This window comes from Streptomyces hygroscopicus subsp. hygroscopicus (assembly GCF_001553455.1).
GTDB classification, from domain to species: Bacteria; Actinomycetota; Actinomycetes; order Streptomycetales; family Streptomycetaceae; genus Streptomyces; species Streptomyces hygroscopicus.
In genome coordinates this window covers 1-23186 of the sequence record NZ_BBOX01000129.1, presented here as the reverse complement: position 1 = coordinate 23186, position 23186 = coordinate 1, and the positions used below count along the sequence as shown (strand labels likewise).

The 23186-nt window shown below is 72.7% G+C and carries 19 protein-coding genes; 10 read left to right on the top strand and 9 right to left on the bottom strand.

The window, feature by feature from the left end; translation table 11 throughout:
• Positions 1-3 precede the first annotated feature (3 nt).
• Positions 4-2391, bottom strand: a complete 2388-nt coding sequence (locus tag AXW62_RS15015) for a glycoside hydrolase family 44 protein (protein WP_060944983.1) — start codon at positions 2389-2391, stop codon at positions 4-6.
• Between the two features lie 395 nt (positions 2392-2786).
• Between AXW62_RS15015 and lplAB the strand changes: the two genes are divergently transcribed.
• Entirely contained in the window at positions 2787-3842 is a 1056-nt protein-coding gene (lplAB, locus tag AXW62_RS15010; protein ID WP_060944982.1) for a lipoate-protein ligase LplAB, read from the top strand.
• A 509-nt stretch (positions 3843-4351) separates the two neighbouring features.
• Here the strand turns inward: lplAB and AXW62_RS15005 are convergent.
• The 3 genes from AXW62_RS15005 to AXW62_RS14995 form a co-directional block, all read right to left on the bottom strand.
• The gene (locus AXW62_RS15005) at positions 4352-4594 is read right to left on the bottom strand and encodes a hypothetical protein (RefSeq protein WP_060944981.1); all 243 of its coding nucleotides are present in this window, start codon (positions 4592-4594) and stop codon (positions 4352-4354) included.
• 326 nt (positions 4595-4920) lie between these two features.
• On the bottom strand, positions 4921-5901 hold the full coding sequence (locus AXW62_RS15000) for an ROK family protein (RefSeq protein ID WP_370682913.1): 981 nt from the start codon (positions 5899-5901) through the stop codon (positions 4921-4923).
• 76 nt (positions 5902-5977) lie between these two features.
• On the bottom strand, positions 5978-6412 hold the full coding sequence (locus tag AXW62_RS14995; protein ID WP_060944980.1) for a type II 3-dehydroquinate dehydratase: 435 nt from the start codon (positions 6410-6412) through the stop codon (positions 5978-5980).
• A gap of 227 nt (positions 6413-6639) precedes the next feature.
• Between AXW62_RS14995 and AXW62_RS14990 the strand changes: the two genes are divergently transcribed.
• The 8 genes from AXW62_RS14990 (at position 6640) to AXW62_RS14955 (ending at position 14533) form a co-directional block, all read left to right on the top strand.
• Positions 6640-7806, top strand: coding sequence for a DegT/DnrJ/EryC1/StrS family aminotransferase (locus tag AXW62_RS14990; protein ID WP_060944979.1), 1167 nt, complete (start codon positions 6640-6642; stop codon positions 7804-7806).
• On the top strand, positions 7803-8927 hold the full coding sequence (locus AXW62_RS14985; protein ID WP_060944978.1) for a Gfo/Idh/MocA family protein: 1125 nt from the start codon (positions 7803-7805) through the stop codon (positions 8925-8927). The genes AXW62_RS14990 and AXW62_RS14985 overlap by 4 nt, the downstream gene beginning before the upstream one ends.
• A 115-nt stretch (positions 8928-9042) precedes the next feature.
• Positions 9043-9753, top strand: coding sequence for an HAD-IA family hydrolase (locus AXW62_RS14980; protein ID WP_079105604.1), 711 nt, complete (start codon positions 9043-9045; stop codon positions 9751-9753).
• Between the two features lie 279 nt (positions 9754-10032).
• Positions 10033-11085, top strand: coding sequence for an NAD(P)/FAD-dependent oxidoreductase (locus AXW62_RS14975; protein WP_174556394.1), 1053 nt, complete (start codon positions 10033-10035; stop codon positions 11083-11085).
• A gap of 343 nt (positions 11086-11428) precedes the next feature.
• Complete coding sequence (locus AXW62_RS14970; protein WP_060944976.1) at positions 11429-11935, top strand: methylated-DNA--[protein]-cysteine S-methyltransferase; 507 nt, start codon at positions 11429-11431, stop codon at positions 11933-11935.
• A 52-nt stretch (positions 11936-11987) separates the two neighbouring features.
• On the top strand, positions 11988-12716 hold the full coding sequence (locus tag AXW62_RS14965; RefSeq protein WP_060944975.1) for a 2OG-Fe(II) oxygenase: 729 nt from the start codon (positions 11988-11990) through the stop codon (positions 12714-12716).
• A gap of 29 nt (positions 12717-12745) precedes the next feature.
• A complete protein-coding gene (locus tag AXW62_RS14960) occupies positions 12746-13429 on the top strand; it encodes an alpha-ketoglutarate-dependent dioxygenase AlkB family protein (protein WP_060944974.1) in 684 nt (227 codons plus the stop codon).
• Between the two features lie 129 nt (positions 13430-13558).
• On the top strand, positions 13559-14533 hold the full coding sequence (locus AXW62_RS14955) for a zinc-dependent alcohol dehydrogenase (protein WP_060944973.1): 975 nt from the start codon (positions 13559-13561) through the stop codon (positions 14531-14533).
• Positions 14534-14604: 71 nt separating this feature from the next.
• On the opposite strand, the gene AXW62_RS14950 is transcribed toward AXW62_RS14955, so the two are convergent.
• A complete protein-coding gene (locus AXW62_RS14950; protein ID WP_060944972.1) occupies positions 14605-16293 on the bottom strand; it encodes a hypothetical protein in 1689 nt (562 codons plus the stop codon).
• A gap of 54 nt (positions 16294-16347) precedes the next feature.
• Positions 16348-18174, bottom strand: coding sequence for a flavin-containing monooxygenase (locus AXW62_RS14945; protein WP_060944971.1), 1827 nt, complete (start codon positions 18172-18174; stop codon positions 16348-16350).
• A gap of 109 nt (positions 18175-18283) precedes the next feature.
• On the opposite strand from AXW62_RS14945, the gene AXW62_RS14940 reads away from it, so the two are divergent.
• Positions 18284-18865 (top strand): TetR/AcrR family transcriptional regulator, encoded by a 582-nt coding sequence (locus tag AXW62_RS14940; protein WP_060944970.1) that lies wholly within the window; start codon positions 18284-18286, stop codon positions 18863-18865.
• A 60-nt stretch (positions 18866-18925) separates the two neighbouring features.
• On the opposite strand, the gene AXW62_RS14935 is transcribed toward AXW62_RS14940, so the two are convergent.
• From AXW62_RS14935 to AXW62_RS14925, 3 genes are all read right to left on the bottom strand, one after another.
• Positions 18926-21118 (bottom strand): MMPL family transporter, encoded by a 2193-nt coding sequence (locus tag AXW62_RS14935; protein ID WP_060944969.1) that lies wholly within the window; start codon positions 21116-21118, stop codon positions 18926-18928.
• An 84-nt stretch (positions 21119-21202) separates the two neighbouring features.
• Positions 21203-22009: a methyltransferase domain-containing protein gene (locus AXW62_RS14930; RefSeq protein WP_060944968.1), complete on the bottom strand. Its 807-nt coding sequence runs from the start codon at positions 22007-22009 to the stop codon at positions 21203-21205.
• A gap of 52 nt (positions 22010-22061) precedes the next feature.
• The coding region (locus AXW62_RS14925; protein ID WP_252368614.1) for a thioesterase domain-containing protein at positions 22062-23186 on the bottom strand (1125 nt) is incomplete at its 5' end.

Here is a 23186-nt window from a genome sequence, read left to right as displayed (position 1 = left end):
GCGTCACCGGCGTACGGACCCCCGCACGGCCTCCGCGCCGGGCGCGCGTCCGGCCGGGGGCGCGATCCGAGCGGCGGCCGCGGTGCCGGGGACGGTGCAGGACGCGCCGTTCAGGGTGAAGTCGCGCGGCGCGGCGTTGGTACCGGTGTAGGAGCCGTTGAACCCGAGGGTCGTGGACGTGCCGGTGCCCAGGGCGGCGTTCCAGCCGGCGTCCTTGGCGGTGACCGCGGTGCCGCTCTGGCTCCAGGAGCCGTTCCAGCCCTGGGTGACCTTCTGGTCGCCGGTGAAGGAGAAGCCGAGCCGCCAGCCGTTCAGCGCGGGGCCCCGGTTGGTGAGCGTGACGGTGGCGGTGAAGCCGGTGCCCCAGTCGTTGCCCACCCGGTAGTCGACCGTGCAGACGGCGGGCTGGGCCGCACCGGTGGTCACCCGCACCGGGGCGGACGGCGGGGAGCCGCGGCCCGCGGTGTCCCTGGCCACCACACGGAAGGTGTAGGCGGTGGCCGGGGACAGTCCGGTGACGGTGGCGCTGGTGGCGGGGGCGTCGACCGTGGCGACCGGGGCGGTGCCGGCCGGGTCGCCGGAGTACACCTGGTAGCTCGCCACCGGGGACGAACCGGCGGCGGACGCGGTCCAGGACAGGGTCACCCGGTCCGGGCCGACCGCGGTGGCCGCGGGGGCACCGGGAGCGGTCGGCGGCTGCGCCCCGGAGGACCCGGCGGGCACCACATAGGTGGTGATGGAGTAGGCCGGGAAGGTCGTGGTGAAGCCGCCGCCGGTGAGCGGCTGGTCGGCCAGGTGCTCGATCGCGGTGACGTCGTCCTGGCCGTAGCGGTAGACCTGTGCCGAGCCGGCCGTGCCGGTGCCGGCGGTCAGGGACACCGGGGCGGTCAGATCACCGGTGGTCTTGTTGATGACCATCACAGTCAGCGCGTGGTCGCTTTCGCGTTCGGCCGCGTAGACCGCGAGCTTCTCCTGGTCGGCGCTGGCCGCGTGGACCGCGATGTCCCCGAAGGCGCCGCCCTCGCCGTCGTAGTTGCGGAACATCCGGAAGGCGTAGGCACCGGGCTCGGTGGAGGTGGGCGGGTCCCACAGGGTGGCCAGGTCCAGCCCCTCCCGTCCGAAGATGCCGAGCACATCGGCCTGGGCGAGGGCCCCGTTGATGTGGTTCAGCGCGCCCCAGTTGTACTCGGTGATGGCGAGCTTGGTCCCCGGGTAGTTCTCGTCGACCAGCGAGCGCATCCGCGGGATGTACTGCACCGGCTGGTTGATCCAGCTCTCGTCCACGTACGTGGGATCCCACAGCTGCCGCGTGGAGCGCAGCCGCAGGGCCTGGGTGTCCGCGTCGACGGCGTCCCCGAACACCCCGGACTGCTGCGGGTAGATGTGCTCGTCGAAGTAGTCCAGGACGCGGCGCCCGTGGCTTTGCTCGTACGCCTTCATCTGCTGGAGGTACCAGGGGGCGAACTGCGATCCGCCGTGGGCCGCCCGGTCCGGCGGGTCGGACCAGCAGTCGCCGCCCTTCTCGTTGCAGGTCTTCTGGTCCAGGCCGGAGTAGACCAGGGAGTTGAAGCCCCAGCCGACCGGGCCGAGGGTCTTCGCCCCCGGGTCGGCGTCCTTGATCGCGGCGGCGGTGGCGTAGGCGCGGTCCCGCAGCTCGTCGTAGCCCGCTCCGTCCGGGTGAACGTCCCGGTGGGTGCTGTGCCACAGGTCGGGCTCGTTGTCGAGGTTGTAGAAGCGCACCCCGCCGTTGTCCGCGCTCCCGTAGGCGCGCTTGAGATACCGCACCCAGTCCCCCGTGAACTCCGGTCCCGCGGCCACGCTGGTGTCGGCCGGGTCGTTGCCGGTCACCTGGGTGCCGTCGCTCTTCACACCGTTGCCGCAGTCCGGGCGCCACTGGGCGTCGCTGCCCTTCTGGGGCCCGTACTTGGCGATGCTGAAGCCGCAGGCGGCGTTGCGGGCGGCCGTCGTCCAGCCGCTCATCGGCACGGTCAGCACGGTGTCGGTGCCGGTGCGCCGGTTCTGCTCGATGAACTTGTCGGCTTCGGAGCCGTCCGGCAGCTTTTCGGTGCCGTTGTCGTAGAAGAGGTTCTCGAAGTACCAGTCCGCGCCCGCGTTGTAGGCGTCGAGCTGGTAGTTGTAACGGGACGTGGCGTTCCCGCCCCATCGCCGGACCGGCAGTCGCAGCTCCCGGGCCAGCGACTCGTCGGCGAAGTTGATCCCGTAGATGTGCGGGTCGATCGCGTGGCGCCCGGTGGTGGCGTCGACGGTGAGCGCGGGGCCGTCCGCGGCGGCCGGCCGCGCGCCCCTGTCGGGCAAGGCGCTGACCGGGTCGGCCAGACCGCCGCCCGCCACCAGCAGCACCGCGGCCACCAGCGCGGTTCTCGGAGTCATGCGCATGGTCCTCCTTCCAGGCGGCCATGCGGCACGGCCCGGCCGCGCCCGTACGGCGGCGCCCGTACGCACGGGCGCACGGTGCACGGGCGCACGGTGCACAGGTGCCGGGGTGCACGGGTGGCGGTGAGCGGGCGGTGCCGTACGGCCTCACGATGGGGGGACGAGCGTGGGAGCGCTCCCAAAGAGCCTTCACATGGTCAGTGAAGCCCGCCGCGGTGTCAACCGTCCGGGCCGGAGCGGGACGCGGCGGAGTCGGCGGCGCGGTGGGGCCTGCGGCGCGGCGAGGGTTGCGTGAGACGTGACGGGGCCTGCCTCGGCCGGGGCAGGCGACGCGGCGCGGCGCGGGATAATCGCCCTGAGCGCCGAACCGGAAACAGGAGGCGGGGCAGGTTATGCACGGTGAGTACAAGGTGCCGGGCGGCAAGCTGGTCGTCGTGGATCTCGACGTCCACGACGGCGCGCTGCGCGGTGTGCGGGTCGCGGGGGACTTCTTCCTGGAGCCGGACGAGGCGCTGCCCGCCATCGACCGGGCCCTGGAGGGCGCCCCCGCCGACGCGGACGCGCAGGCGCTCGCCGCGCGCATCGAGGCGGCGCTGCCCCCCGGCACCGTGATGTTCGGTTTCTCCGCCGAGTCCGTGGGCATCGCCGTGCGGCGGGCGCTGGCCCATGCCACCGACTGGACGGACTACGACTGGCAGTTGATCCACGAGGGGCCGCAGAGTCCGGCGCTGCACATGGCCCTCGACCAGGTCCTCACCGAGGAGGTCGCGGCCGGACGCCGCCCTCCCACCCTCCGCGTCTGGGAATGGGGAGCCCCGGCCGTCATCATCGGCAGCTTCCAATCCCTCCGCAATGAGGTGGACCCCGAGGGCGCGGCGCGTCACGGCGTCACCGTGGTGCGGCGCATCTCCGGTGGCGGAGCCATGTTCGTGGAGGCCGAGAACACCATCACCTATTCCCTTTCGGTACCGGCCTCCCTCGTCTCCGGGCTGTCGTTCGCCGACTCCTACGCCTATCTGGACGACTGGGTTCTCAACGCGCTCAGCGACATGGGCATCAAAGCCTGGTACCAGCCCCTCAACGACATCGCCTCCGAGGAAGGCAAGATCGGCGGTGCCGCGCAGAAACGCCTGGCCGGCGGTGATGGCGCGGTCCTGCACCATGTGACGATGGCGTACGACATCGACGCCGACAAGATGCTCGACGTCCTGCGCGTCGGCAAGGAGAAGCTGTCCGACAAGGGCACCAGGAGCGCCAGCAAACGCGTCGACCCGCTGCGCCGCCAGACCGGCCTGCCGCGCGGCGCGATCATCGACCGCATGCTCAGCTCCTTCCGCACCCGCTACGGCCTCACGGAGGGACACGCCACCGACGAGGAGATGGCCCGCGCCGAGGAACTCGCCCTCACCAAGTACAGCAGCGAGGAGTGGACGGCGCGGGTGCCGTAGGAACCGCCCCCGGCGCGGCACCTGAGGTCGCGCCGCGAGTTCGGTGGCCTGGCCGCTGCTTCCGCCGCCACTGCCGCTGCCACTGCCACTGCCACTGCCACTGCCACTGAAACGATGCCCCGCGCGGCCCGGCCGTGGCCCGCGGGCACGGCGAGTGCGATGACCGCCGCTGGTCTGATGGACCCGGCCCCCGAGGTCCGGCTCGCCCGCGCCGCGAGCGGGTTGTGGGTCTCCGTGCGGACGAGGGGCGAGGCGGCGCCACCGAGGCCGTCACCGGCGCGCGCACGAGAGCTGGCTGGCCCCCGAATTCCTGGATCCGGCGGCCGATGAGGTCCGCTCGATGCTGATCCAGACCTGGCTGCCGCGCAGCGAGGGTCCCGGCGAGGTGCCGCGCCGGACGCCGCGAGCGAGACGGGTCGCGTCAGGCGGGGCCCAGAGCGCCGGGGGCGGGGAGCCCAGGGGGCCGGGGGCCAGGGGCCAGTGGGCCGGAGGGCCAGGCCGTGGAGGGGTCAGGTCGCGGAGGGGTCCTCCGGATGTCTTACGGCCTTCTTCACCGCCCGCTCCACCTCGAATCTGCTCAGCCCGGCAGACGCGGCGTGCTCCGTCACCGCCGACTGCGCCCGCTCCGCCGCCGCCCGCCACCGCTCCCACTGGGCCCTGCGCTCCTCGCCCTCCAGCCCGGACAGCCGACGGTGCTCGGCATCGGCGGATTTTTGCAGCTCAATCAGCTCATCGGTCACCAGATCAGACATGCGAGCGATTCTAAGGAAACCGTGCGAGCGAAGCCGTCAGCCGGGCCGGGCCAGGGGCTGCGGGTGCTGCGGGTGGCGCGCGCCTCTGGTGCGCTCGGCCCCCGCGAGGACGATGTGCGCGGCGGCGGGCCGCCTTCCACCTGGTGCGGTTGCTGTTGACCCCCAGCATGGCGGCCGGGTGGGACGGCACCCTGGACCGCCTCCTGGACTCCTTCGACCTGGGGCGCCGGGTGCGCGGCATCCGGACCGGGACGCGGCCGTGCCGGGCGAACTCCCCGATAGTGAACAGGGTGTTTCCGAGTTCGGCACCTGACACGGTGTGCGGGTCAAGCCGACGGCGGCGGGGCCCCGGCCGGGGACACCGGCAGGCCCCGGTGCGTCCCCGGCACCTTCTGGCGACCGCCCCCGACGCCCTGGTCACCGATGCCCCTGGCCAGCAGAACGGCGCCGTGCAGCGAGGAGAGTCCGCCCAGTTGCGCGGGCCGGACCGGCGGCAGCGGATGCCCCGGGCGCTCCAGCGCCGTCGTCAGCTCGGCCACCGTGTCCACCAGGCCCGGCATCGCCGCGGCGAACCCGCCACCGATCAGCACGAGGGAGGGGCGGAGCAGTTCGCATACGCCGGTCACGGCCGCGGCCAGGGCCGCGCAGCCTTCCCGCAGCGACGCCACGGCCCACGGCTCCCCGTCGCGCACGGCCCCGCGCAGCGCGGTGAAGCTCACCTCCTCGCCGCGCAGCCGCGCCGCCCGGCGCAGGGTCGCCGGGCCCGAGGCCACCGCCTGGACACAGCCGCGCCGGCCGCAGTCGCACGGCGGTCCGTCGCGGTCCACGACCATGTGGCCGACTTCGCAGGAGCCGCGGCCCAGGCCGGGCAGGGGGTGTCCGTTCCGCACGATGCCCCCGCCGACACCGGTGCCGACGCCGAGGTAGAGCAGGTCGGGGCAGCCGGCTCGGTGTGCTTCGGCGAGGGCGGCCAGATCGCCGTCGTCGGCGCAGCCGACCTCGATGTCCCCGAAGAGCGCGGACAGCGTGGCGCGCAGGTCCACTCCGGCCCAGCCGGGGCGGCCGGGCCAGGCGGTGACCGTGCCGGTGGCGTCGAGGGTGGCGGGCACCGCGACCCCGACGCCGGTGAGCCGCCCGGGGCGGCCGGCGCACAGCTCCCTGACGTGACGCGCCAGCAGGTCCAGGTCCCCGGTGGCGTCGCCGGACGGCGTGGCGTCCGTGCCGTCCGGTTCGGCCCAGCGGAAGGAGCGCTCGGCCACGCTCAGGTCGTCGTGTTCGACGCGCAGCGCCACTTTGGTGCCGCCGATGTCGATTCCCAGATGACTGATGGTCGTCTCCCGGCTCGTCGGCCTTCGCGGTGTGTGGTGACGGCGGTGCGGGGGCTCAGTCCGGCACCTTCTCGAGCAGGGCCCGCGCGGCGAGCCGGTATCCCAGTGCCCCGAGCCCGAAGATGACGCCCGCGGCCAGTGGGCCCGTCACCGACTCGTGCCGGAACTGCTCGCGGGCCCAGACATTCGACAGATGTACTTCTATCCATGGCCGCGGATAGTTGGCCAGTGCGTCCCGAAGTCCCCATCCGGCCATCATGAGCGCGGCCGGATTGATGATGGCGCCGACCGTGTCGTAGTTCCCCTGAATGGTGCGGATGATCTCCGCTTCGCCATCGAACTGGTAGGAATCCACTTTCCAGCCGCGCTCCGCGACCTCTTCTCCGACCCAGCGCTCGATGTCCCGCAGCGTATCTGTTCCGTAGATCTCGGGCTGTCGCTGCCCGAGTATGCCGAGATTCGGTCCGTTCACCAACAACAGCCTGCTCAAAGCGCACCTCACCAGGCGGGTTCGGCTGAATTACAGCGACTCATCACGGAAGTGCCATGTATAGCACGGCACCCATCCGGACGGCATGAGGACATGGTCGGCCATGATTTTAAGGGGGATATAGGGGGGCGCTGAGGGGGAATGACGTTTCTCCGTCGGCCGGTTAGCGTGCTATTGCGTCCGCTGCGGACCTGCCTCCAATAACGCGTAAAGGGAGTAGGGAAATCATGAGCAATGGTGTGCGACTTGGATCCGAGCTGCCCGCATGGCCGACGTACGGCGACGAGGAGCGCGAGGGCCTGATCCGGGCCCTGGAGCAGGGGCAGTGGTGGCGCATCGGGGGCGGCGAGGTGGACGCCTTCGAGGCGGAATTCGCCGCGGCCCATGGAAGCGAGCACGCGCTGGCGGTCACCAATGGGACGCATGCGCTGGAACTGGCCCTCGAGGTGCTCGGCGTGGGCGCCGGATCCGAGGTGATCGTTCCCGCGTTCACCTTCATCTCGTCCTCGCAGGCCGCGCAGCGGCTGGGCGCGGTGGCCGTTCCGGTGGACGTGGACCCGGACACCTACTGCATCGATCCGTCGGCGGTCGAGGCCGCCATCGGCCCGCGGACCCGGGCGATCATGCCGGTGCACATGGCGGGCCAGATGTGCGACATGGACGCGCTGGGCAAGCTCTCCGCCGACTCCGGGGTGCCGCTGGTCCAGGACGCGGCCCATGCGCACGGTGCACGGTGGCGCGGCAAGAAGGTCGGTGAGCTGGGCTCGGTCGCGGCGTTCAGCTTCCAGAACGGGAAGCTGATGACCGCCGGTGAGGGCGGCGCCGTGCTCTTCCCCGACGCCGGGATGTACGCGAAGGGCTTCGTCCGGCACAGCTGTGGACGTCCGCGCACCGACCGCGGCTACTTCCACCGCACCTCGGGCTCCAACTTCCGGCTGAACGAGTTCTCCGCCGCGGTGCTGCGCGCCCAGCTCGCCCGGCTGGAGGACCAGATCACTACGCGTGAACAGCGCTGGCCGGTGCTGAGCCGGCTGCTCGCCGAGATCCCCGGTGTGGTGCCGCAGTCGCGCGACGACCGCGGTGACCGCAATCCGCACTACATGGCGATGTTCCGGGTGCCGGGCATCACCGAGGAGCGGCGTGCGAAGGTCGTCGACGTCCTCGTCGAGCGGGGCGTGCCCGCGTTCGTCGCCTTCCGCGCGGTCTACCGTACGGACGCCTTCTGGGAGGTGGCGGCGCCGGATCTGACGGTGGACGAGCTGGCCCGCCGCTGCCCGCACTCCGAGGCGCTCACCCGCGACTGCATCTGGCTGCACCACCGGACGCTGCTGGGCAGCGAGGAGCAGATGCACGACGTGGCCGCCGTGGTCGCCGACGTGCTCGCGGGCGCATGAGCGCCCCGTCCGTCGGCGCGGCGCCGGTCCGGACCGCCGTGGTGGGCCTGGGGTGGGCCGCCCGCTCGATCTGGCTGCCCCGGCTCCTCCGCAACCCCGCCTTCACCGTGACCGCCGCGGTCGATCCCGATGAGCGCGGCCGCGCGGCCGTCGCCGGGACCGAGGGCGCGGACCGGCTGCCGGTGCTGGCGGCGGTCCACGACCTCGACCCGGCCGAGGTGGACCTGGCGGTGGTCGCGGTGCCCAACCATCTGCACTGCGCGGTCGCCACCGAGCTGCTGGCCAAGGGCATTGCGGTGTTCCTGGAGAAGCCGGTGTGCCTGACCTCCGAGGAGGCCGAGCGGCTGGCCGCCGCGGAGCGCTCCGGTGGCGCGGTACTGCTGGCGGGCAGCGCGGCGCGCTATCGCGCCGATGTGCGCGGGCTGTACCGGATCGCCGCCCGGCTGGGCCACATCCGCCATGTCGAACTCGCCTGGGTGCGGGCGCGCGGCGTACCCGACCGGGGCGGCTGGTTCACCCAGCGGTCGCTCGCGGGCGGCGGTGCGCTGGTCGACCTGGGCTGGCACCTGTTCGACATCGCCGTCCCGCTGCTGCCCACCGCCACGTTCCGGCACGCCATCGGCACCGTGTCCGCCGACTTCATCGCCCAGCGGTCCTCCGGGGCCGCGTGGCGCGGCGAGGGCGGCGCCGCGCCCTCGGGCGGCACCGATGTCGAGGACACCGCACGCGGTTTCCTCGTCACCGACGACGGCCGCTCCGTGGTACTGCACGCGAGCTGGGCCTCGCACGAGGCGCTGGACACCACCCGGATCACGATCGACGGCAGCGCGGGCAGCGCGACCCTGCGCTGCACCTTCGGATTCAGCCCGAACCGCCTCGAGAAGTCCACTCTGACCCGCACCGTGGACGGCAGGACCCGCCCGGTGGCCGTGCCCACCGAACCGGTCGGCACCGAGTACGACCGGCAGCTGGACGCGCTTCCCGCGCTGCTGCGCGACCCGGCCGGTCAGGGCCGGGTGATCGAGGAGGTGCGCCGGACCATCGGCGCCATCGAACGGGTCTACACCTCGGCCCGGACCCCCCAGGAGGCCCAGGGGCCCCGGGAGTCGGCGCCGGTGTGACCGCGCCGGCCGCTGCCGCCCCACCGGCTCCGCCGTCTTCCGTCCGCTTCCCCGGACCGCCCCCGAGACTCGGGCCGGCGGTCCGCCGTACCGGCCCGCACTACGGGAGTGCCCCATGAACAGCCATCCGCTGAACAGCCATCCGATCAGTTACGGCGACCCGCTCTCCGGAGCCGGCGCCGCCCCGGTCACCTCGGTGGTCTTCGACCTCGACGGTGTGCTCGTCAACAGTTTCGCGGTGATGCGCGAGGCGTTCACCCGCGCCTACGCCGAGGTCGTCGGTGAGGGTGAACCGCCCTTCGAGGAGTACAACCGGCATCTGGGCCGCTACTTCCCCGACATCATGCGGATCATGGGGCTGCCGCTGGAGATGGAGGCCCCGTTCGTCCGCGAGAGCTACCGGCTCGCCCATCTGGTGGAGATGTTCGACGGTGTCCCCGAGCTGCTGTCGGAGCTGCGCCACCGCGGGGTGCGGCTCGCCGTGGCCACCGGGAAGAGCGGGCCACGGGCGCGTTCGCTGCTCGACACACTCGGCATCCGCGGGCAGTTCGAGGTGGTCCTCGGCTCGGACGAGGTGGCCCGGCCCAAGCCCGCGCCGGACATCGTGCTGAAGGCGATGGACGTGATGGACGCGGACCCCGACCGGACGGTGATGGTCGGCGACGCGGTCACCGACCTGGCCAGCGCGCGGGGGGCCGGGATCACCGCCGTGGCCGCGATGTGGGGTGAGACGGACGAGGAGACACTGCTCGCGGCGGAGCCCGATGTGATCCTGCGCAAACCGGCCGAACTGCTGTCGCTGTGCCAGGCGGTGACGGTCCCCTAGCCGCGTCAGCCGGGGTTCGCCCGGTGGTGAGGCGCGTGGGCCGGCCGCTACGCGCGGCCGGTGGGCCGGTCCCGTCTCGGCGGGCCCGGTCCCGTTACCAGCGGGTTCGGTCCGCTGTCGGCGAGCCCGGCCCGGTACCGGACCCGGTCCGTCACCGGCGCGCCTGGTCCCGTTACCGACGGGCCCGGTCCAGTACCGGCAGGCCCGGCCCGGTATCGGCGAGCCCGGGCCCTTTGCCATTCCGGCAACAATTTTTGCCCCCTCGCCCAGCGGGCTCGCATGGTTGCCGTGGAGGTGGTCGACGTGACCGATGAGCTGAAGAGCGACTACGACGTGGTGGTGGCCGGCGGTGGCGCCGCGGGGCTGAGCGGGGCGCTGATGCTGGCCCGCGCCCGGCGGTCGGTGGTGGTGATCGACGCGGGCGCCCCGCGCAACGCCCCGGCTTCCGGGGTGCACGGGCTGCTGGCCCGGGACGGGATGCCGCCGGCCGAGCTGGTGGAGCGGGGCCGGGCCGAGGTCCGCGGCTACGGCGGTCAGGTGGTGTCCGGCGAAATCGGCGCGGTGACCCGGGAGGAGGCCGGGTTCCGGGTGGCCCTGGCCGACGGCCGCACCGTCCGCGCCCGCCGCCTGCTGCTGGCCACCGGTCTGGTCGACGAGCTGCCGGAGATCCCGGGGCTGCGGTCCCGGTGGGGCCGGGACGTACTGCACTGTCCGTACTGCCACGGCTGGGAGGTCCGTGACCAGGCCATCGGCGTGCTGGCGAGCGGGCCGCTGTCGGTGCACCAGGCGCTGTTGTTCCGTCAGTGGAGCGACGATGTCACGCTCTTCTGCCACACCATGCCGTCGCCCTCCGGCGAGGAGGCGGAGCAGCTGGCCGCCCGTGGTATCCGCGTGGTGGACGGCGAGGTGGCGTCCCTGGAGATCGTCGACGACCGGCTGGCCGGTGTGCGGCTGAACGACGGCACCGTGGTGAAACGGGAGGCACTGGCCGTCGCGCCGCGGATGGTGGCGCGCATCGGCTTCGCGGAGGGGCTCGGGCTGCGGCCGGTGGAGCACCCCAGTGGCGCCGGTGAGCACCTCCCGTCCGACGCGACCGGCCGTACCGACGTGCCCGGGGTGTGGGTCGCGGGCAATGTCACCGATCTGACCGCCCAGGTCGGCAGCGCCGCGGCGGCGGGCGCGAACGCGGGCGCCCAGATCAACGCCGATCTGATCGCCGAGGAGACCCGCGAGGCCGTCGCCGCCCGGACGCGCGGCGCCGCCCCGTTCTCCGCCGCATCGGAGTCGCAGGTCTGCGAGGCGGTGCTGGGCGACCGCCGCCACGGTCTGTGACCGCGGTGCTTCAGCCGGTGGCCGGACCGACCGCGGTGGCCAGGCCGGAATCGGCGTACCAGGCGGAGGCGGCGCCGGTGCGGTGACCCGCCGTGTGGACCCCGGTCCCCGGTCCCCGGTCCCCGGTCCCTGGTCCCTGGTCCTCGTCCGGCCCGCGCTGATCTCCTGTACGGCGCCGGGCGCCGGTGCTCCGCCCTGCGGCGGCCGCGGGTACGCTGCGCCGGGCCGGTCCCGCTCCCGGCCGCGGAAACACCATGTCCGAATCCCGCCAGCTTTCCGGGTGCGGAGGACGCATGCTGGGAGCCGTGCACCACAGAACGGCGAGAAGAGAGGGACCACGGCCATGACGGTCCACACGACGATCGACAGCCCGCTCGGCGAGCTGCTGCTGGTGGGCGAGAGGTCCGCCACCGCGCCCGGAGGCACCGCGCTCACCTCCCTGTCCGTGCCCGGCCAGAAGGGCGGGGCGGTCGTCCAGGACGGCTGGCGCGAGGACGCCGGGGCGTTCAGCGAGATCGTCTCCCAGCTGCGCGCCTATTTCGACGGTGCGCGCACCCGCTTCCACATCGAGTGCGTCGAGGGCGGTACGGACTTCCAGCGCAGGGTCTGGAAGGCGCTGGAGACCATTCCGTACGGCACCACCGTCAGCTACGGCGACATCGCCCGGCAGATCGGCGCGCCGCGCACCGCGGTGCGCTCGGTCGGCACCGCGATCGGCCGCAATCCGCTGCTGGTCGTACGGCCCTGCCACCGTGTCATCGGCGCCAGTGGCGCGCTGACCGGCTATGCGGGCGGGCTGGAACGCAAGGAGCGGCTCCTCGTCCACGAAGGCGCCCTCCGGGCCGCCTGAGCGCGGGCCCCGCCCCCGGTCCCCGCCCTCCCCCGGATCCGAAAGAACACCGATGAGCACCACGACCGACACCGCACGGCCGCACCAGCGGGTGGCCGCGGCCGACTGGACACGGCTGGCCGAGGAGCTGGACACCTACGGGTGCGCGCTCACCCCGCGGCTGCTGACCGCCGACCAGTGCGCCCGCGTCGCCGGGCTCTACGACCGGGACGAGCTGTTCCGGAGCACGATCGACATGGCCCGCCACCGCTTCGGCTCCGGGCAGTACCGCTACTTCGGCCATGACCTGCCCGAACCGGTCGCCGAGTTGCGCGCCGCGCTCTACCCGCGGCTGCTGCCCATCGCCCGGGACTGGGCGGCGCGGCTCGGCCGCCCGGCGCCCTGGCCGGACAGCCTGGAGGAGTGGCTGGCCAGGTGCCATGCGGCCGGACAGGACCGGTCCGCGCAGATCCTGCTGCGCTACGGCCCCGGCGACTGGAACGCCCTGCACCGGGACGTCTTCGGCGACCTGGTCTTTCCGCTCCAGGTGGTGATCGGTCTCGACGCGTACGGCACGGACTACACCGGCGGCGAGTTCCTGCTGGTCGAGCAGCGGCCCCGGGCGCAGTCCCGGGGCACCACGACCGTCCTCCGGCAGGGCCACGGGCTGATCTTCACCACCCGGGACCGTCCGGTGGCCACCAAGCGCGGCTGGTCGGCCGGTGCGACGCGGCACGGTGTCAGCACCGTCCGCTCCGGGCGCCGCCACGCGCTGGGCCTGGTCTTCCACGACGCCTCCTGACACCGTCCCCCGCCCGTGGAGAGCCCGGTATGAACGCCCTGATCCCCCGTCCCCGCCTCGAGGTGGCCCCCGGCGCCGTCCACGTGCCGGACTGGCTCACCCTCGAACAGCAGCGGCAGCTGGTCACCGCCTGCCGGGGCTGGGCCACCGGCCCGGTGCCGATCCGGCACACGAAACTGCCGGGCGGGGGCGTGATGTCGGTACGGACGGTGTGCGTCGGCTGGCACTGGCGGCCCTACGCGTACACCCGCACCGCCGACGATGTGAACGGCGCCCGGGTCGCCGCATTCCCGGACTGGATGGTCGCGTTGGGCCGCCGCGCCCTGGCCGACGCGTACGCGGACGAGACGGCCGCGGCCGATTACACCCCGGACACCGCGCTGATCAACTTCTACGACGCCCAGGCGAAACTCGGCATGCACCAGGACAAGGACGAGAGGTCGTCCGCCCCGGTGGTCTCGCTCACCATCGGTGACAGCTGCGTGTTCCGCTTCGGCAACACTGAGACCCGCACCAGGCCGTACACCGATCTGGAACTCGCCTCCGGGGACCTGTTCGTCTTCGGGGGTCCCTCCCGCTACGCCTACCACGCCGTTCCCAGGATCCTGCCCGGGACCGGCGACCCGGCCACCGGGCTGAGGTCCGGGCGGCTGAACATCACCATGCGGGTCACCGGCCTGGACGACACCGGACGGCCGAACACCCCCCGGTGAACGCTCGGGTTGCCGGTCCCGGGGGCACCCGCCGGGAGGCGGTGGCGCGGTCTGTCGCCGCGAGGGCCACGTGTGGCACGCTCGGGGCATGATGCTGTCGGCGCGTCCCCGTGGAAAGCAGGCGGCACCGTGAGGGCCGCCGTCCTGACGGAGCCCGGTGCGCTGTCGGTGGTGTCCGTGCCGGAGCCGTCCTGCGGCCCGGGGGACGTGCTGATCCGCATGCGGGGCACGGGGCTGTGCGGCTCCGATCTCGCGGTGCACGCGGGCCACCGCCGGCCACCGCGGCTGCCGTGGATCCTGGGCCACGAGGGGACGGGGCGCGTGGTCGGGACGGGCGGCGAGGTCAGCGGTCTGCGCACCGGCCAGGACGTGGTCATCGAACCGGACTACTGCTGTCTGACCTGCGACACCTGCCTGGCCGGGAGGACGTCGGCCTGTGGTGCGCGGGCCGCGGTCGGACTGACCGTTCCCGGTCTGCTGAGTGAGTATGTGGTGGCGCCGGCCGCGTTCGTGTGGCCGGTCGCCCCGGATCTGCCGGCCGAGGACCTGGTCTGTGTGGAGCCCGCGACCGTGGCACGGGCGGCGATGCGGCGCTCGGGCATCGCACCGGGGCAGAGCTGTCTGGTGATCGGGGCGGGCTCCCAGGGACTGCTGCTGTGCCAGGCCCTGGTCGGCCACGGTGTGACGGTGTACGTCCAGGAGCCCAACGCGGCCCGGCTGGACCGCGCGTGTTCGCTGGGCGCGACCCCCCTGCCGCCGGACACGGGCGGACTCCCCGTTCTCTTCGAGACCTCCGGAGCGCCCGGGGCCGTCGAGCAGGGGCTGCGACGGCTCGCCACGCCCGGCACCGCCGTTCTGATCGGGATGAACACCGCTCCCCTCGGGGTGTCGCCCCGCGATCTGGTGGCGGCCCAGATCACGCTCATCGGCAGCATGATCTACGACCACCCGGTGGACTTCGCGCAGACCGTCGGCGCCCTGGAAGCGCGGACGCCGCCCCGGCTCGGCGCGGTGGTCGGCGCGGGCTACCCCCTCGAGGACGTCCAGCAGGCGTTCACCGCGGCGTACACCGCCCCGGGGAAGGTGTGGATCGACCTCTCCTGAGCCCGCTTTCGGAAACCCTCTCCCGAACCACGAACGTCCAGCCTCTCACGGAGCGCGTGCGGCCGCCCGGCTCAGTCGGCGCGTGGGGTCAGCCGCAGCACGCTCCCCTCCCCGTTGGCCGATACCAGAAGGGCCCCGTCGGGGGCGACGGCGAGCCCCGCGAACTGGCGCGGACGGCCCGGGACACCGGGCACCGGAGCCGGTTCGGTGCGCGTGATCCCGGGCGGCAGGCCGACCGCCAGGTTCTCGGCGTCGATCCTGCTCTCCCCGGTGGTCAGCGAGATCGCCCGCAGCCGCCGGTGCGCCACCTCCACCGTGAACAGCTCGTCACCGCGCACGGCCAGCCCCTGCGGTGCGCCGAGCCCGTCCGCCACGACTGCCGCCTCCCCGTCGTCGTCCAGCCGCAGCACCGCGCCGCGCCGGTCGTCGCTGACGTAGGCGCGCTGCTCGCCGTCGAAGGCGATGTCGACGGGGTGGTCGAGGCCCTCGGCGAGCACGCTGACGGTGTCGGTGTCGTCGATGCGCAGGATGCGGCCGGCGCCGGTTTCGGCGACCAGGAGGGAGCCGTCCGGCCCGACGGCGATCCCGGTGGGCTGGTCCAGCCCGGTCGCCCGTACCCGGGAGGTCCGGTTCACCGGGTCGTGGGTGCGCACGTCGCCGAGTTGCGAGGTGAGGTGCAGCAGGCCGTTGTCGGCGGTGACGTTGTGCACCGCGTACATCAGCTCATGGGTGACCACCCCGGGCTGCTGCCCCTCCCCGAGGGAACCGGAGCCGGAACCAGAACCGGAGTCCGAGCCCGCGCCGGAGTCCGAGCCGGAACCGGAGTCCGAGCCGGCGCCGGGGGCTTCCGGGCTCGCCAGACGGAAGTGGTCGGCCGCGTACACCGTGCCGCCGAGGTCGACCGTGATGCCGAAGGGCCCGTCGAACCCCTGCGGGACCACCACCCGGCTCCGGCCGTCGGCACCGATCTCCGCGATCCCGCCACTGGCGAAGCTGGAGACGAACATCCGGTTCTCGTGGTCGAACGCGGCGTTGTCCAGCCCCACGATGCCGGTGGCGACGACCGAGCGCGCCCCGGTGTCCAGATCGATACGGGTCACCACCCCGGCCATGCCACGGGAGAGGACGACCAGGACACCGCCCCGGTCGAAGCGCACCGCGACCGGGTCGTCCACCTCCGCGGCCACGCGTTCGGGCACCCCTCCGTCCGGCGGGATGCGCCAGACCTCGTTGCGCAGCATCTGCGGGTAGTACAGACAGCCGTCGGGGCCGAGCTGCATCGCGTTGCCCAGGGCCAGCCCGTCGGTGAGCACCGCGGGGTCCCCGCCGTCCGGGAACAGCTCCATCAGCCGGCCGTTCATCTTCATCTCGTTGACGAAGAGGCGGTCGCCGACGCAGGTGATGCCGTTGGGCACCGACACCTGGTCGGAGACGAGCGTGTACGCGCCCCCGGGGCTGCGCCGCCACACCCGGCCGGGGGTCAGGTCGGCGATGTACATCGAACCGTCCGCCCCGAAGGCCAGGTCGTCCGGCGCCTGCACCGGGCCGTCGAGCGGCACCACCACATCGACGTCGCCCGAGACGGGGTCCACGGCGCTGATCTGCCCGGCGAGGAACTGCGCCACGTACAGCCGCCCGTCGGGACCGAAGGTGACGCCGTTGGAGCCCCACAGCCGATTCGCCCTGGTGAGTCGCCGTACCTCCAGCCGGTCGCTCGTGGTCTGCCTGCGGCCGGTGTCGTCGAACCGGCTGAGGTGCATCGCCTCTCCCTGTTCTGGTGTGGTGCCCACGGTCTGGTCAGCCCTTCCCCGGCGTCAGATGACGAGTACGTGGTCCATGCCGCCGTCCGCGCGCCAGCGCCTGAGCAGTTGGTGGAACGCGATCGGGCCGTCGCCGAACGACTCGCTGCGCTCCCTGGGCATGCCCTCGTTGTTGTAGTAGCCGGGGGTGCACTCGGCCTGGAAGGCGTACAGGTCCGCCGCCTTCTCACGGATCGTGGCACACCAGGCCGCCTCGGCCTCGGCGGTCGGCTCGACGTACCGGGCCCCGCGCTTTCGCGCCTCGGCGAGCACCTCGGCGACATGGATCGCCTGCTCGTCCAGGATGTGCACGTAGTTGACGGCGCTGGCGTTCTGCAGCGGGCCGAGCTGGAAGAGGTTGGGGAAGCCGTGGCTGTAGAAGCCGTGCAGCGTCCTCGGGCCGTCGCTCCAGGATTCGGTGAGGGTGACGCCGCCCCGGCCGTGCACCGGGAGGAGCCCCGAGGTGACCCCGGAGACGCCGACCTCGAACCCGGTGGCGAAGATGACGCAGTCCACCTCGTACTCGACCCCGCCGACCACCACGGCGTTCTCGGTGATCCGCTCGACGCCCCCGTGGTCGGCCGTGTCCACCAGCGTGACGTTGGGCCGGTTGAAGGTGTCCAGGTAGGTGTCGCTGAACGTGGGCCGCTTGCACATGTAGCGGTACCAGGGCTTGAGCGCCTCGGCCGTCGCGGTGTTCCGGACGACGGAGTCCACCCGGTCGCGGATCGCGTTCATCTTCTGGAAGTCGGCGATCTCGTAGAGGCGTTCGCGCTCCTGGGGCGGGAGGCTCGCGTAGCTGTCGGTGGGGACGAGCTTCTGCTGGAGCCGTGCGGTGCTCGTCCAGCCGTCGTTCACCAGGTCCTCGTCCACCTGGCCGCCGGTGACGACGGTGAGGAAGTTGTCCCTGCGGCGGGTCTGCCAGCCGGGCGTCAGCGATGCGGCCCACCGGGGGTCGGTGGGCCGGTTGTCGCGCACATCGACCGAGGACGGTGTGCGCTGGAACACGTACAGGTGCCCGGCGTCCCGCCCCAGATGCGGCACGACCTGGATGGCGGTCGCGCCGGTGCCGATGAGGGCCACGCGCTTGTCGGCGAGTTTGTGCAGGCCGCCGCTCGCGTCGCCGCCGGTGTAGGCGTAGTCCCAGCGGCTGGTGTGGAACGCGTGCCCCGTGAAGGTCTCGATCCCGGGGATGCCGGGCAGCTTCGCCCGGCTGAGTGTTCCGCTGGAGATCACCACATGGCGGGCCCGGACCCGGTCGTCGCGGTCGGTGTGGACGATCCACTCCGACTCCGCGTCGTCCCAGCGCAGTTCGGTCACCTGGGTCTGGAAGCAGACATCGCGGTAGAGGTCGAAGTGGCGCCCGATCGCCCGCGCGTGCTGCCGGATCTCCTCGCCCGGCGCGTACCGCCACCGGGGTACGTAGCCGACCTCCTCCAGCAGCGGCAGGTAGACGTAGGACTCGATGTCGCACTGGACCCCCGGATAGCGGTTCCAGTACCAGGTCCCGCCGAAGTCCCCGCCCTGTTCGATCATCCGGATGTCCTGGAAACCCGCCTGCCGCAGCCGGGCGCCGGCGAGCAGACCGCCGAATCCGCCGCCGACGACCGCCACCTCGACCCGGTCGGTCAGCGGCCGGCGGGTGAAGCCGGGCGCCACGTACGGATCGTCGGCGTAGGCGCCGAACTCCCCGGTGAGGCGCCGGTACTGCTTCCTGCCGTCGGGGCGGATCCGGCGGTCGCGCTCGGCCCGGTACTTCGCGCGCAGGGCCTCCGGGTCGAACCCCGGCTCGGCCGGGTCCGGAGAGCCGGCGGCGGGAGACGGATCGCGGGGGGTGGACATGGGCCGTCCTCTCCTGGTCGGTGACGCGGTGTCAGCCTCACAGAAACGTTCCCAATGCGCAACCTTGCCCAGTGGGAAACGAACGGCCGCTCGCGTATGCTCGTCCGCGATGAGTACCGGCCTGCGTGAGCGCAAGAAGGCGGCCACCCGCCAGGCGCTGCATGACGCCGCCGTGCGGCTGGCCACCGAGCACGGCGTCGAGAACCTCACGGTGGAGGCCATCGCCGACGCCGCCACCGTCTCCCGGCGCACCTTCTCCAACTACTTCGCCAGCAAGGAACAGGCGCTGCTGCACCAGGACCGGGCGCTCACGGCCCGGCTGGTGGAGCTCTTCCGCACCCGCCCCGCCGGGGAATCCCTGATGACGGCGCTGCTGCGGGCCGCGGAACAGCTGGCCACCGAGTACACCCCGGACCCCGCGCGGGAGGAGCGCTACCGGGCCCTGCGGCTGGATCCGGCGCTTCTGCCCGAGCTGGTCGCCGTCTACGCCGCGGCCGAACGGGGGTTCGCGGAGGCCGTGCGGGAGCGCCTCCCGGACGGGCCGGACGGGCCGCTGCGCGCCCACGTACTCGCCGCGACCCTGCTGGCCGCCCTCCGTGTCGTCGGGCAGGCCGCCCTGGAGCGCGGCGAGCGGAACGCCGTGGACCTCCTCCGCCAGGCCATCAACATCACCCGTGAGGGCTTCGGCTGAGCGTTCTCCCCCGGTGGCGGCCACGGCGTTCCGCCCGGTGACGCCGGTCCGCCGGCCGGCTCACCGCGGCGCGGTCGGCTCCGGCCGGCGCTCGGCCGGTCCCTCCTCACTGAGCGTGAAGCGCTCGGTGCGCCAGGACTTCGGTGCCCACCAGGTGGTGCGGCCGAAGATGGCCATCAGGGCCGGGACCAGCAGGCAGCGGACGAGGGTGGCGTCCACCAGGACGGCCAGGGCGGTGCCGAGGCCGAGCATCTTGGTGAGCGCGATCTGGGAGGTCCCGATGGCGATCATGACGATGGCGAGCAGGACGGCGGCGGCGGTGATGACGCCACCGGTCTGGGAGACACCGGCGAGCACGGAGCCCCGGTGGTCGCCGGTGCGCTGGTAGTTCTCCTTGATCCGGGAGAGCAGGAACAGGGAGTAGTCCATCGACAGGCCGAACGTCAGGCAGAACATCAGCACCGGCAGCGAGGTCTCGATGAAACCGGTGGGGGTGAAGCCGAGCAGCCCGCTGAGGTGGCCGTCCTGGAAGACCCAGACGGCGGCCCCGAACATCGCGGTGAGGCTGAGGGCGTTGAGGACGACGGCCTGGAGCGGCAGTACGAGTGAGCCGGTCATCACGAAGACCATGACGAGGGTGACCACGACGATGAACACCAGGGCGTAGGGCAGCAGGTCGCCGATGACCTTCCGGCTGTCGACCAGCATGGCGGCCTGGCCGCCCACCTTGACGTCGAACGGCGCCGGGACCGCCCGGACGTCCTTGACCAGCCGCTGGCTCTCGGCGGAGATGTCCTCCACGTCATGGGTGGGCCACACCGTCAGATAGCCGGTGCCGGAGACCTGGCGCTGCGCGGAGACCGGACCGGGCGGCGCGATGCGCTGTCCCTCGCGGTAGCTGCCGGTGGGGGCGTCGACCCGGGCCACCTTGGCCACCTGGGAGAGCTTGGCGGCGTAGGAGCCCAGGGCGCCGCTTTCGGGGTGTTCGGCGACCACGTCGACGCCGCCGGTCGGGCTGGCCGCGAAGTCCTCCCGGATGGTGTCGTGGACGGACCTGGCCTCCGCCGACCTGCCCAGCTGACGGTCGTCCACGGTGCCGAACTCCACCTTCAAGAACGGCAGCCCCAGCAGGACCAGCAGCGCGGTGACGGACACCGCCACGATCGGCCCGCGGCGCATCACCCCGCCGGTGAGGCGGCGCCACCGCCGGTCGGCCCCCGCCTCCCGGGCCTCCGGGCTGCCGCGGACGATCCGCAGCGCGTTCACCCGGTGGCCGAGGAGCCGCAGCAGGGCGGGCAGGACGGTGAGGGCGGCGAGCGCCGCCAGCACCACCACCGAGATCCCGGCGTAGGCGAAGGAGCGCAGGAAGTACATCGGGAAGATCAGCATGGCCGCCAGCGAGACCGCCACCACGAACGCCGAGAACAGCACGGTGCGGCCGGCGGTGTGCAAGGTGGCGGCCAGCGCCGTGGCCGGATCGGGGTCCTTCCTCAGCTCCTCCCGGAACCTGCGGACGATCAGCAGGGCGTAGTCGATCGCCAGGCCGAAGCCGAGGGCGGTCGTCAGGTTCTGCGCGAAGATCGACACATCGGTGAACTCGGTGATCCCGGTGAGCACCGCGCTGGTGCCCATGATGGCGATCACGCCGATGGCCAGCGGCAGCAGGGCCGAGACCACGCTGCCGAAGGCCAGCACCAGGATCACCAGCACGATGGGCAGTGCGATGACCTCGGCCTTGACCAGGTCGTCGGCGGTCTGCCGCTGGGACTCGTTGCGCACCGCCACCGTGCCGCCGAGGGAGACGTCCAGGTCTCCGATCCGCCCCGTGTAGTGGTCGTCCAGACGGTCGAAGACCTTGCCGGCCTCCGTCTCGTTGCCCTTGATCCGCGCGACGATCAGCGCGTGCCCGCCGTCCTCGGCGCGCAGCGCGGGGTCCTTGCGCTGCCAGTAGTGGACGACTCCGGTGATCCCGCTCTCCCCGGCCAGCCGGTCCGCCAGCCGCTTGCCCTGCCCGGCGATCCGGGGATCGTCGGCCTTCCCGTCCACCAGGAGCACCAGGTTCGGCCGGCCGGCCGGGAACTTGGCGTCCATGACCTTCGCCGCCTTGCTGGACTCCGCCGCCGGGTCCTCGGTGCCGCCCAGCTGCAGCCGGTCGGTGAGGCCCCCGCCGGCCAGCACGGCGCCGATCAGCAGCAGGACGGTGAGGGAGAGTAACAGCCGGGGACGGGTGGAGAAGCGCAGGAGCAGCGACATGCGGTACCTCGATTCAGCCGGGGGCGGGAGATACGGGACTCGGTACGGGCCGGGGCGTACCGAGCGGACGGGCCGGAAGCCGGGTCAGGGCTTGGTGACCGCGAAGATGAAGGCCGAACCGAACTTGCGCAGGCGATAGTCGATGAAACCGGCCTTCTCCAGCTCCTCCGGCAGCGTCCGCAGATCGGTGCGCCTGATGCCGGTCAGCCTCACCCCCAGTCGACTGCTCGGGTAGTCGTTGAGCGCGAACGTGGAGGCAGTGTAGATGCCGCCGGGCTTCAGCAGGCGGAACACCTCGCGGTAGGCCGCCTGCGGGTCGGCGTACAGGTGGAGCGAGCCGGGGTTGCTGACCCCGTCGAAGACCTCGTCCCGGAAGGGCAGCCCCCGCACATCGCCGCGGACCAGCTGCACGTTGGGGCGGCCCACGGTCTCCTTCAGGGCCTTCTCCAGCATCGCCACCGAGATGTCCAGGCCGACCACCGTGGCGTTCGGCACGGCGCCGGCCAGCCGGTCGGTGAAGTACCCGGCGCCGCAGGACAGGTCGAGCCAGGCGCCCTCGCGCGACTCCTCCAGCTTCAGCCAGTGGTGGTAGACGTCGAACTCCTCGGAGTATCCGGGCACATGGCTGCCGAAGCCCGCGAACAGCCGGGCGAAGAAGGGCCGCATGGCCACCTCGTAGAGCCGGACGAACGCCGGGGACTCCATCAGCTTCTGGGCGGTCGTCGGGGCGGCCGGGTCGGGCTTCCCGGGTTCCCGGATCATGTCGAGGTAGCCCTCGCTCGCGGTGGCGGCACGACCGCAGGAGGCGCAGGTGATCTCCCGTGCGGAGGTGCGCTCGACCGTGCCCGCGCAGGCGGGGCAGGCGAGGAGATCCAGCAGCTGGACCGGCATGGGTGGGTCTCGCTTTCCTGGGGAAACGGATGGTCGGGTGGGGTGGGTGCCGTCAGGCTCCGGTGAGTCGTCCGATCAGCTCGGCGAGCCGGTCGACGTGCGGGGTGGTGAGCATGGACAGGTGGTCGCCGGGTGTCTCGTGGACCTCCACCGGGCGGGTGGAGAAGCGACCCCAGCCGCGCGCCGGGTCGTCCAGGAGCCAGGACAGCGCCTGGGGCGGCATGTTGTCGCGGTGGAGTTCGGCGGCGCGGAAGAAGGTCAGGGTGAGGTCGTGCGGCTCGGCCGGCGCGTACAGGCTGCGCTGGTCGGCGAGGTAGGCGCGGACGAAGCCGCGCAGCTGGGCGTCGTCGTCGAACTCCGGTGGCAGCACACGGTGTTCGGCCAGCAGCCGGCGCAGCCGGTCCAGCTGTCCGGCGTCCGGCAGCGCCCGCAGCTCCGTCTCGTCCAGGTCGAGTTCGCGTTTGAAGACGCGTCCGAAGACCCGGGCCAGGGCGGCCAGCCAGGCGGCCTGGTCCCAGTCCTCGAAGTGCTCCCGGCGCTCGGGCAGCGGCGCGGCGGTGTCCACCAGGCCGACCAGCCCGACCTCCTTGCCCAGCCCGCGCAGCCGGGACGCCAGCTCCACGGCGAGGTGGCCGCCGAAGGAGTGGCCGACGAGGTGGTAGGGGCCCTCGCTCTGGGCCTCGAGCACCAGCGGCAGATACTGACCGGCCAGCTCCGGGACGAGGGTGGCGGCGGCGATGTCCTGGGTGAACGACGGCTGGAGGCCGTAGGGCGCCACCCGTTCCGGCAGCGCGCCGACCAGCTCGTGGAAGTAGACCAGGTTGCCGCCGGCCCCGGGCAGCAGGTACACCGGCACCTCGCCGCCGGGCCGCAGCCGGATCAGCGAGCGGCGGCCGGTGTCGCCCTTGCGGTCCAGGGTGCGGGCCATCTCGGCGACGGTGGGCCCCTGGATGAGGGTGGCCAGCGACAGCCGGCGGCCGAACTGCCGCTCCACCTCGGCCAGCAGCATCACCGCGAGCACCGAGTTGCCGCCCAGGTGGAAGAAGCTGTCCCGGACCCCGATGGACCGCTCCCCCAGCACCTCCTGCCACAGCACCGCGAGCCGCATCTCGGTGAGTCCGCGCGGGGCGATCCACTCGGTCTCGGCGCGGGCGGCGCCGGCGGGGGCGGGCAGCGC

Excerpts from the sequence above, each read along its gene's own strand:
- AXW62_RS15015 (WP_060944983.1), bottom strand. The coding sequence starts at position 2,391 with ATGACTCCGAGAACCGCGCTGGTGGCCGCGGTGCTGCTGGTGGCGGGC.
- lplAB (WP_060944982.1), top strand. The coding sequence starts at position 2,787 with ATGCACGGTGAGTACAAGGTGCCGGGCGGCAAGCTGGTCGTCGTGGAT.
- AXW62_RS15005 (WP_060944981.1), bottom strand. The coding sequence starts at position 4,594 with ATGTCTGATCTGGTGACCGATGAGCTGATTGAGCTGCAAAAATCCGCC.
- AXW62_RS14990 (WP_060944979.1), top strand. The coding sequence starts at position 6,640 with ATGAGCAATGGTGTGCGACTTGGATCCGAGCTGCCCGCATGGCCGACG.
- AXW62_RS14985 (WP_060944978.1), top strand. The coding sequence starts at position 7,803 with ATGAGCGCCCCGTCCGTCGGCGCGGCGCCGGTCCGGACCGCCGTGGTG.
- AXW62_RS14980 (WP_079105604.1), top strand. The coding sequence starts at position 9,043 with ATGAACAGCCATCCGCTGAACAGCCATCCGATCAGTTACGGCGACCCG.
- AXW62_RS14975 (WP_174556394.1), top strand. The coding sequence starts at position 10,033 with ATGGTTGCCGTGGAGGTGGTCGACGTGACCGATGAGCTGAAGAGCGAC.
- AXW62_RS14970 (WP_060944976.1), top strand. The coding sequence starts at position 11,429 with ATGACGGTCCACACGACGATCGACAGCCCGCTCGGCGAGCTGCTGCTG.
- AXW62_RS14965 (WP_060944975.1), top strand. The coding sequence starts at position 11,988 with ATGAGCACCACGACCGACACCGCACGGCCGCACCAGCGGGTGGCCGCG.
- AXW62_RS14960 (WP_060944974.1), top strand. The coding sequence starts at position 12,746 with ATGAACGCCCTGATCCCCCGTCCCCGCCTCGAGGTGGCCCCCGGCGCC.
- AXW62_RS14950 (WP_060944972.1), bottom strand. The coding sequence starts at position 16,293 with ATGCACCTCAGCCGGTTCGACGACACCGGCCGCAGGCAGACCACGAGC.
- AXW62_RS14945 (WP_060944971.1), bottom strand. The coding sequence starts at position 18,174 with ATGTCCACCCCCCGCGATCCGTCTCCCGCCGCCGGCTCTCCGGACCCG.
- AXW62_RS14940 (WP_060944970.1), top strand. The coding sequence starts at position 18,284 with ATGAGTACCGGCCTGCGTGAGCGCAAGAAGGCGGCCACCCGCCAGGCG.
- AXW62_RS14935 (WP_060944969.1), bottom strand. The coding sequence starts at position 21,118 with ATGTCGCTGCTCCTGCGCTTCTCCACCCGTCCCCGGCTGTTACTCTCC.
- AXW62_RS14930 (WP_060944968.1), bottom strand. The coding sequence starts at position 22,009 with ATGCCGGTCCAGCTGCTGGATCTCCTCGCCTGCCCCGCCTGCGCGGGC.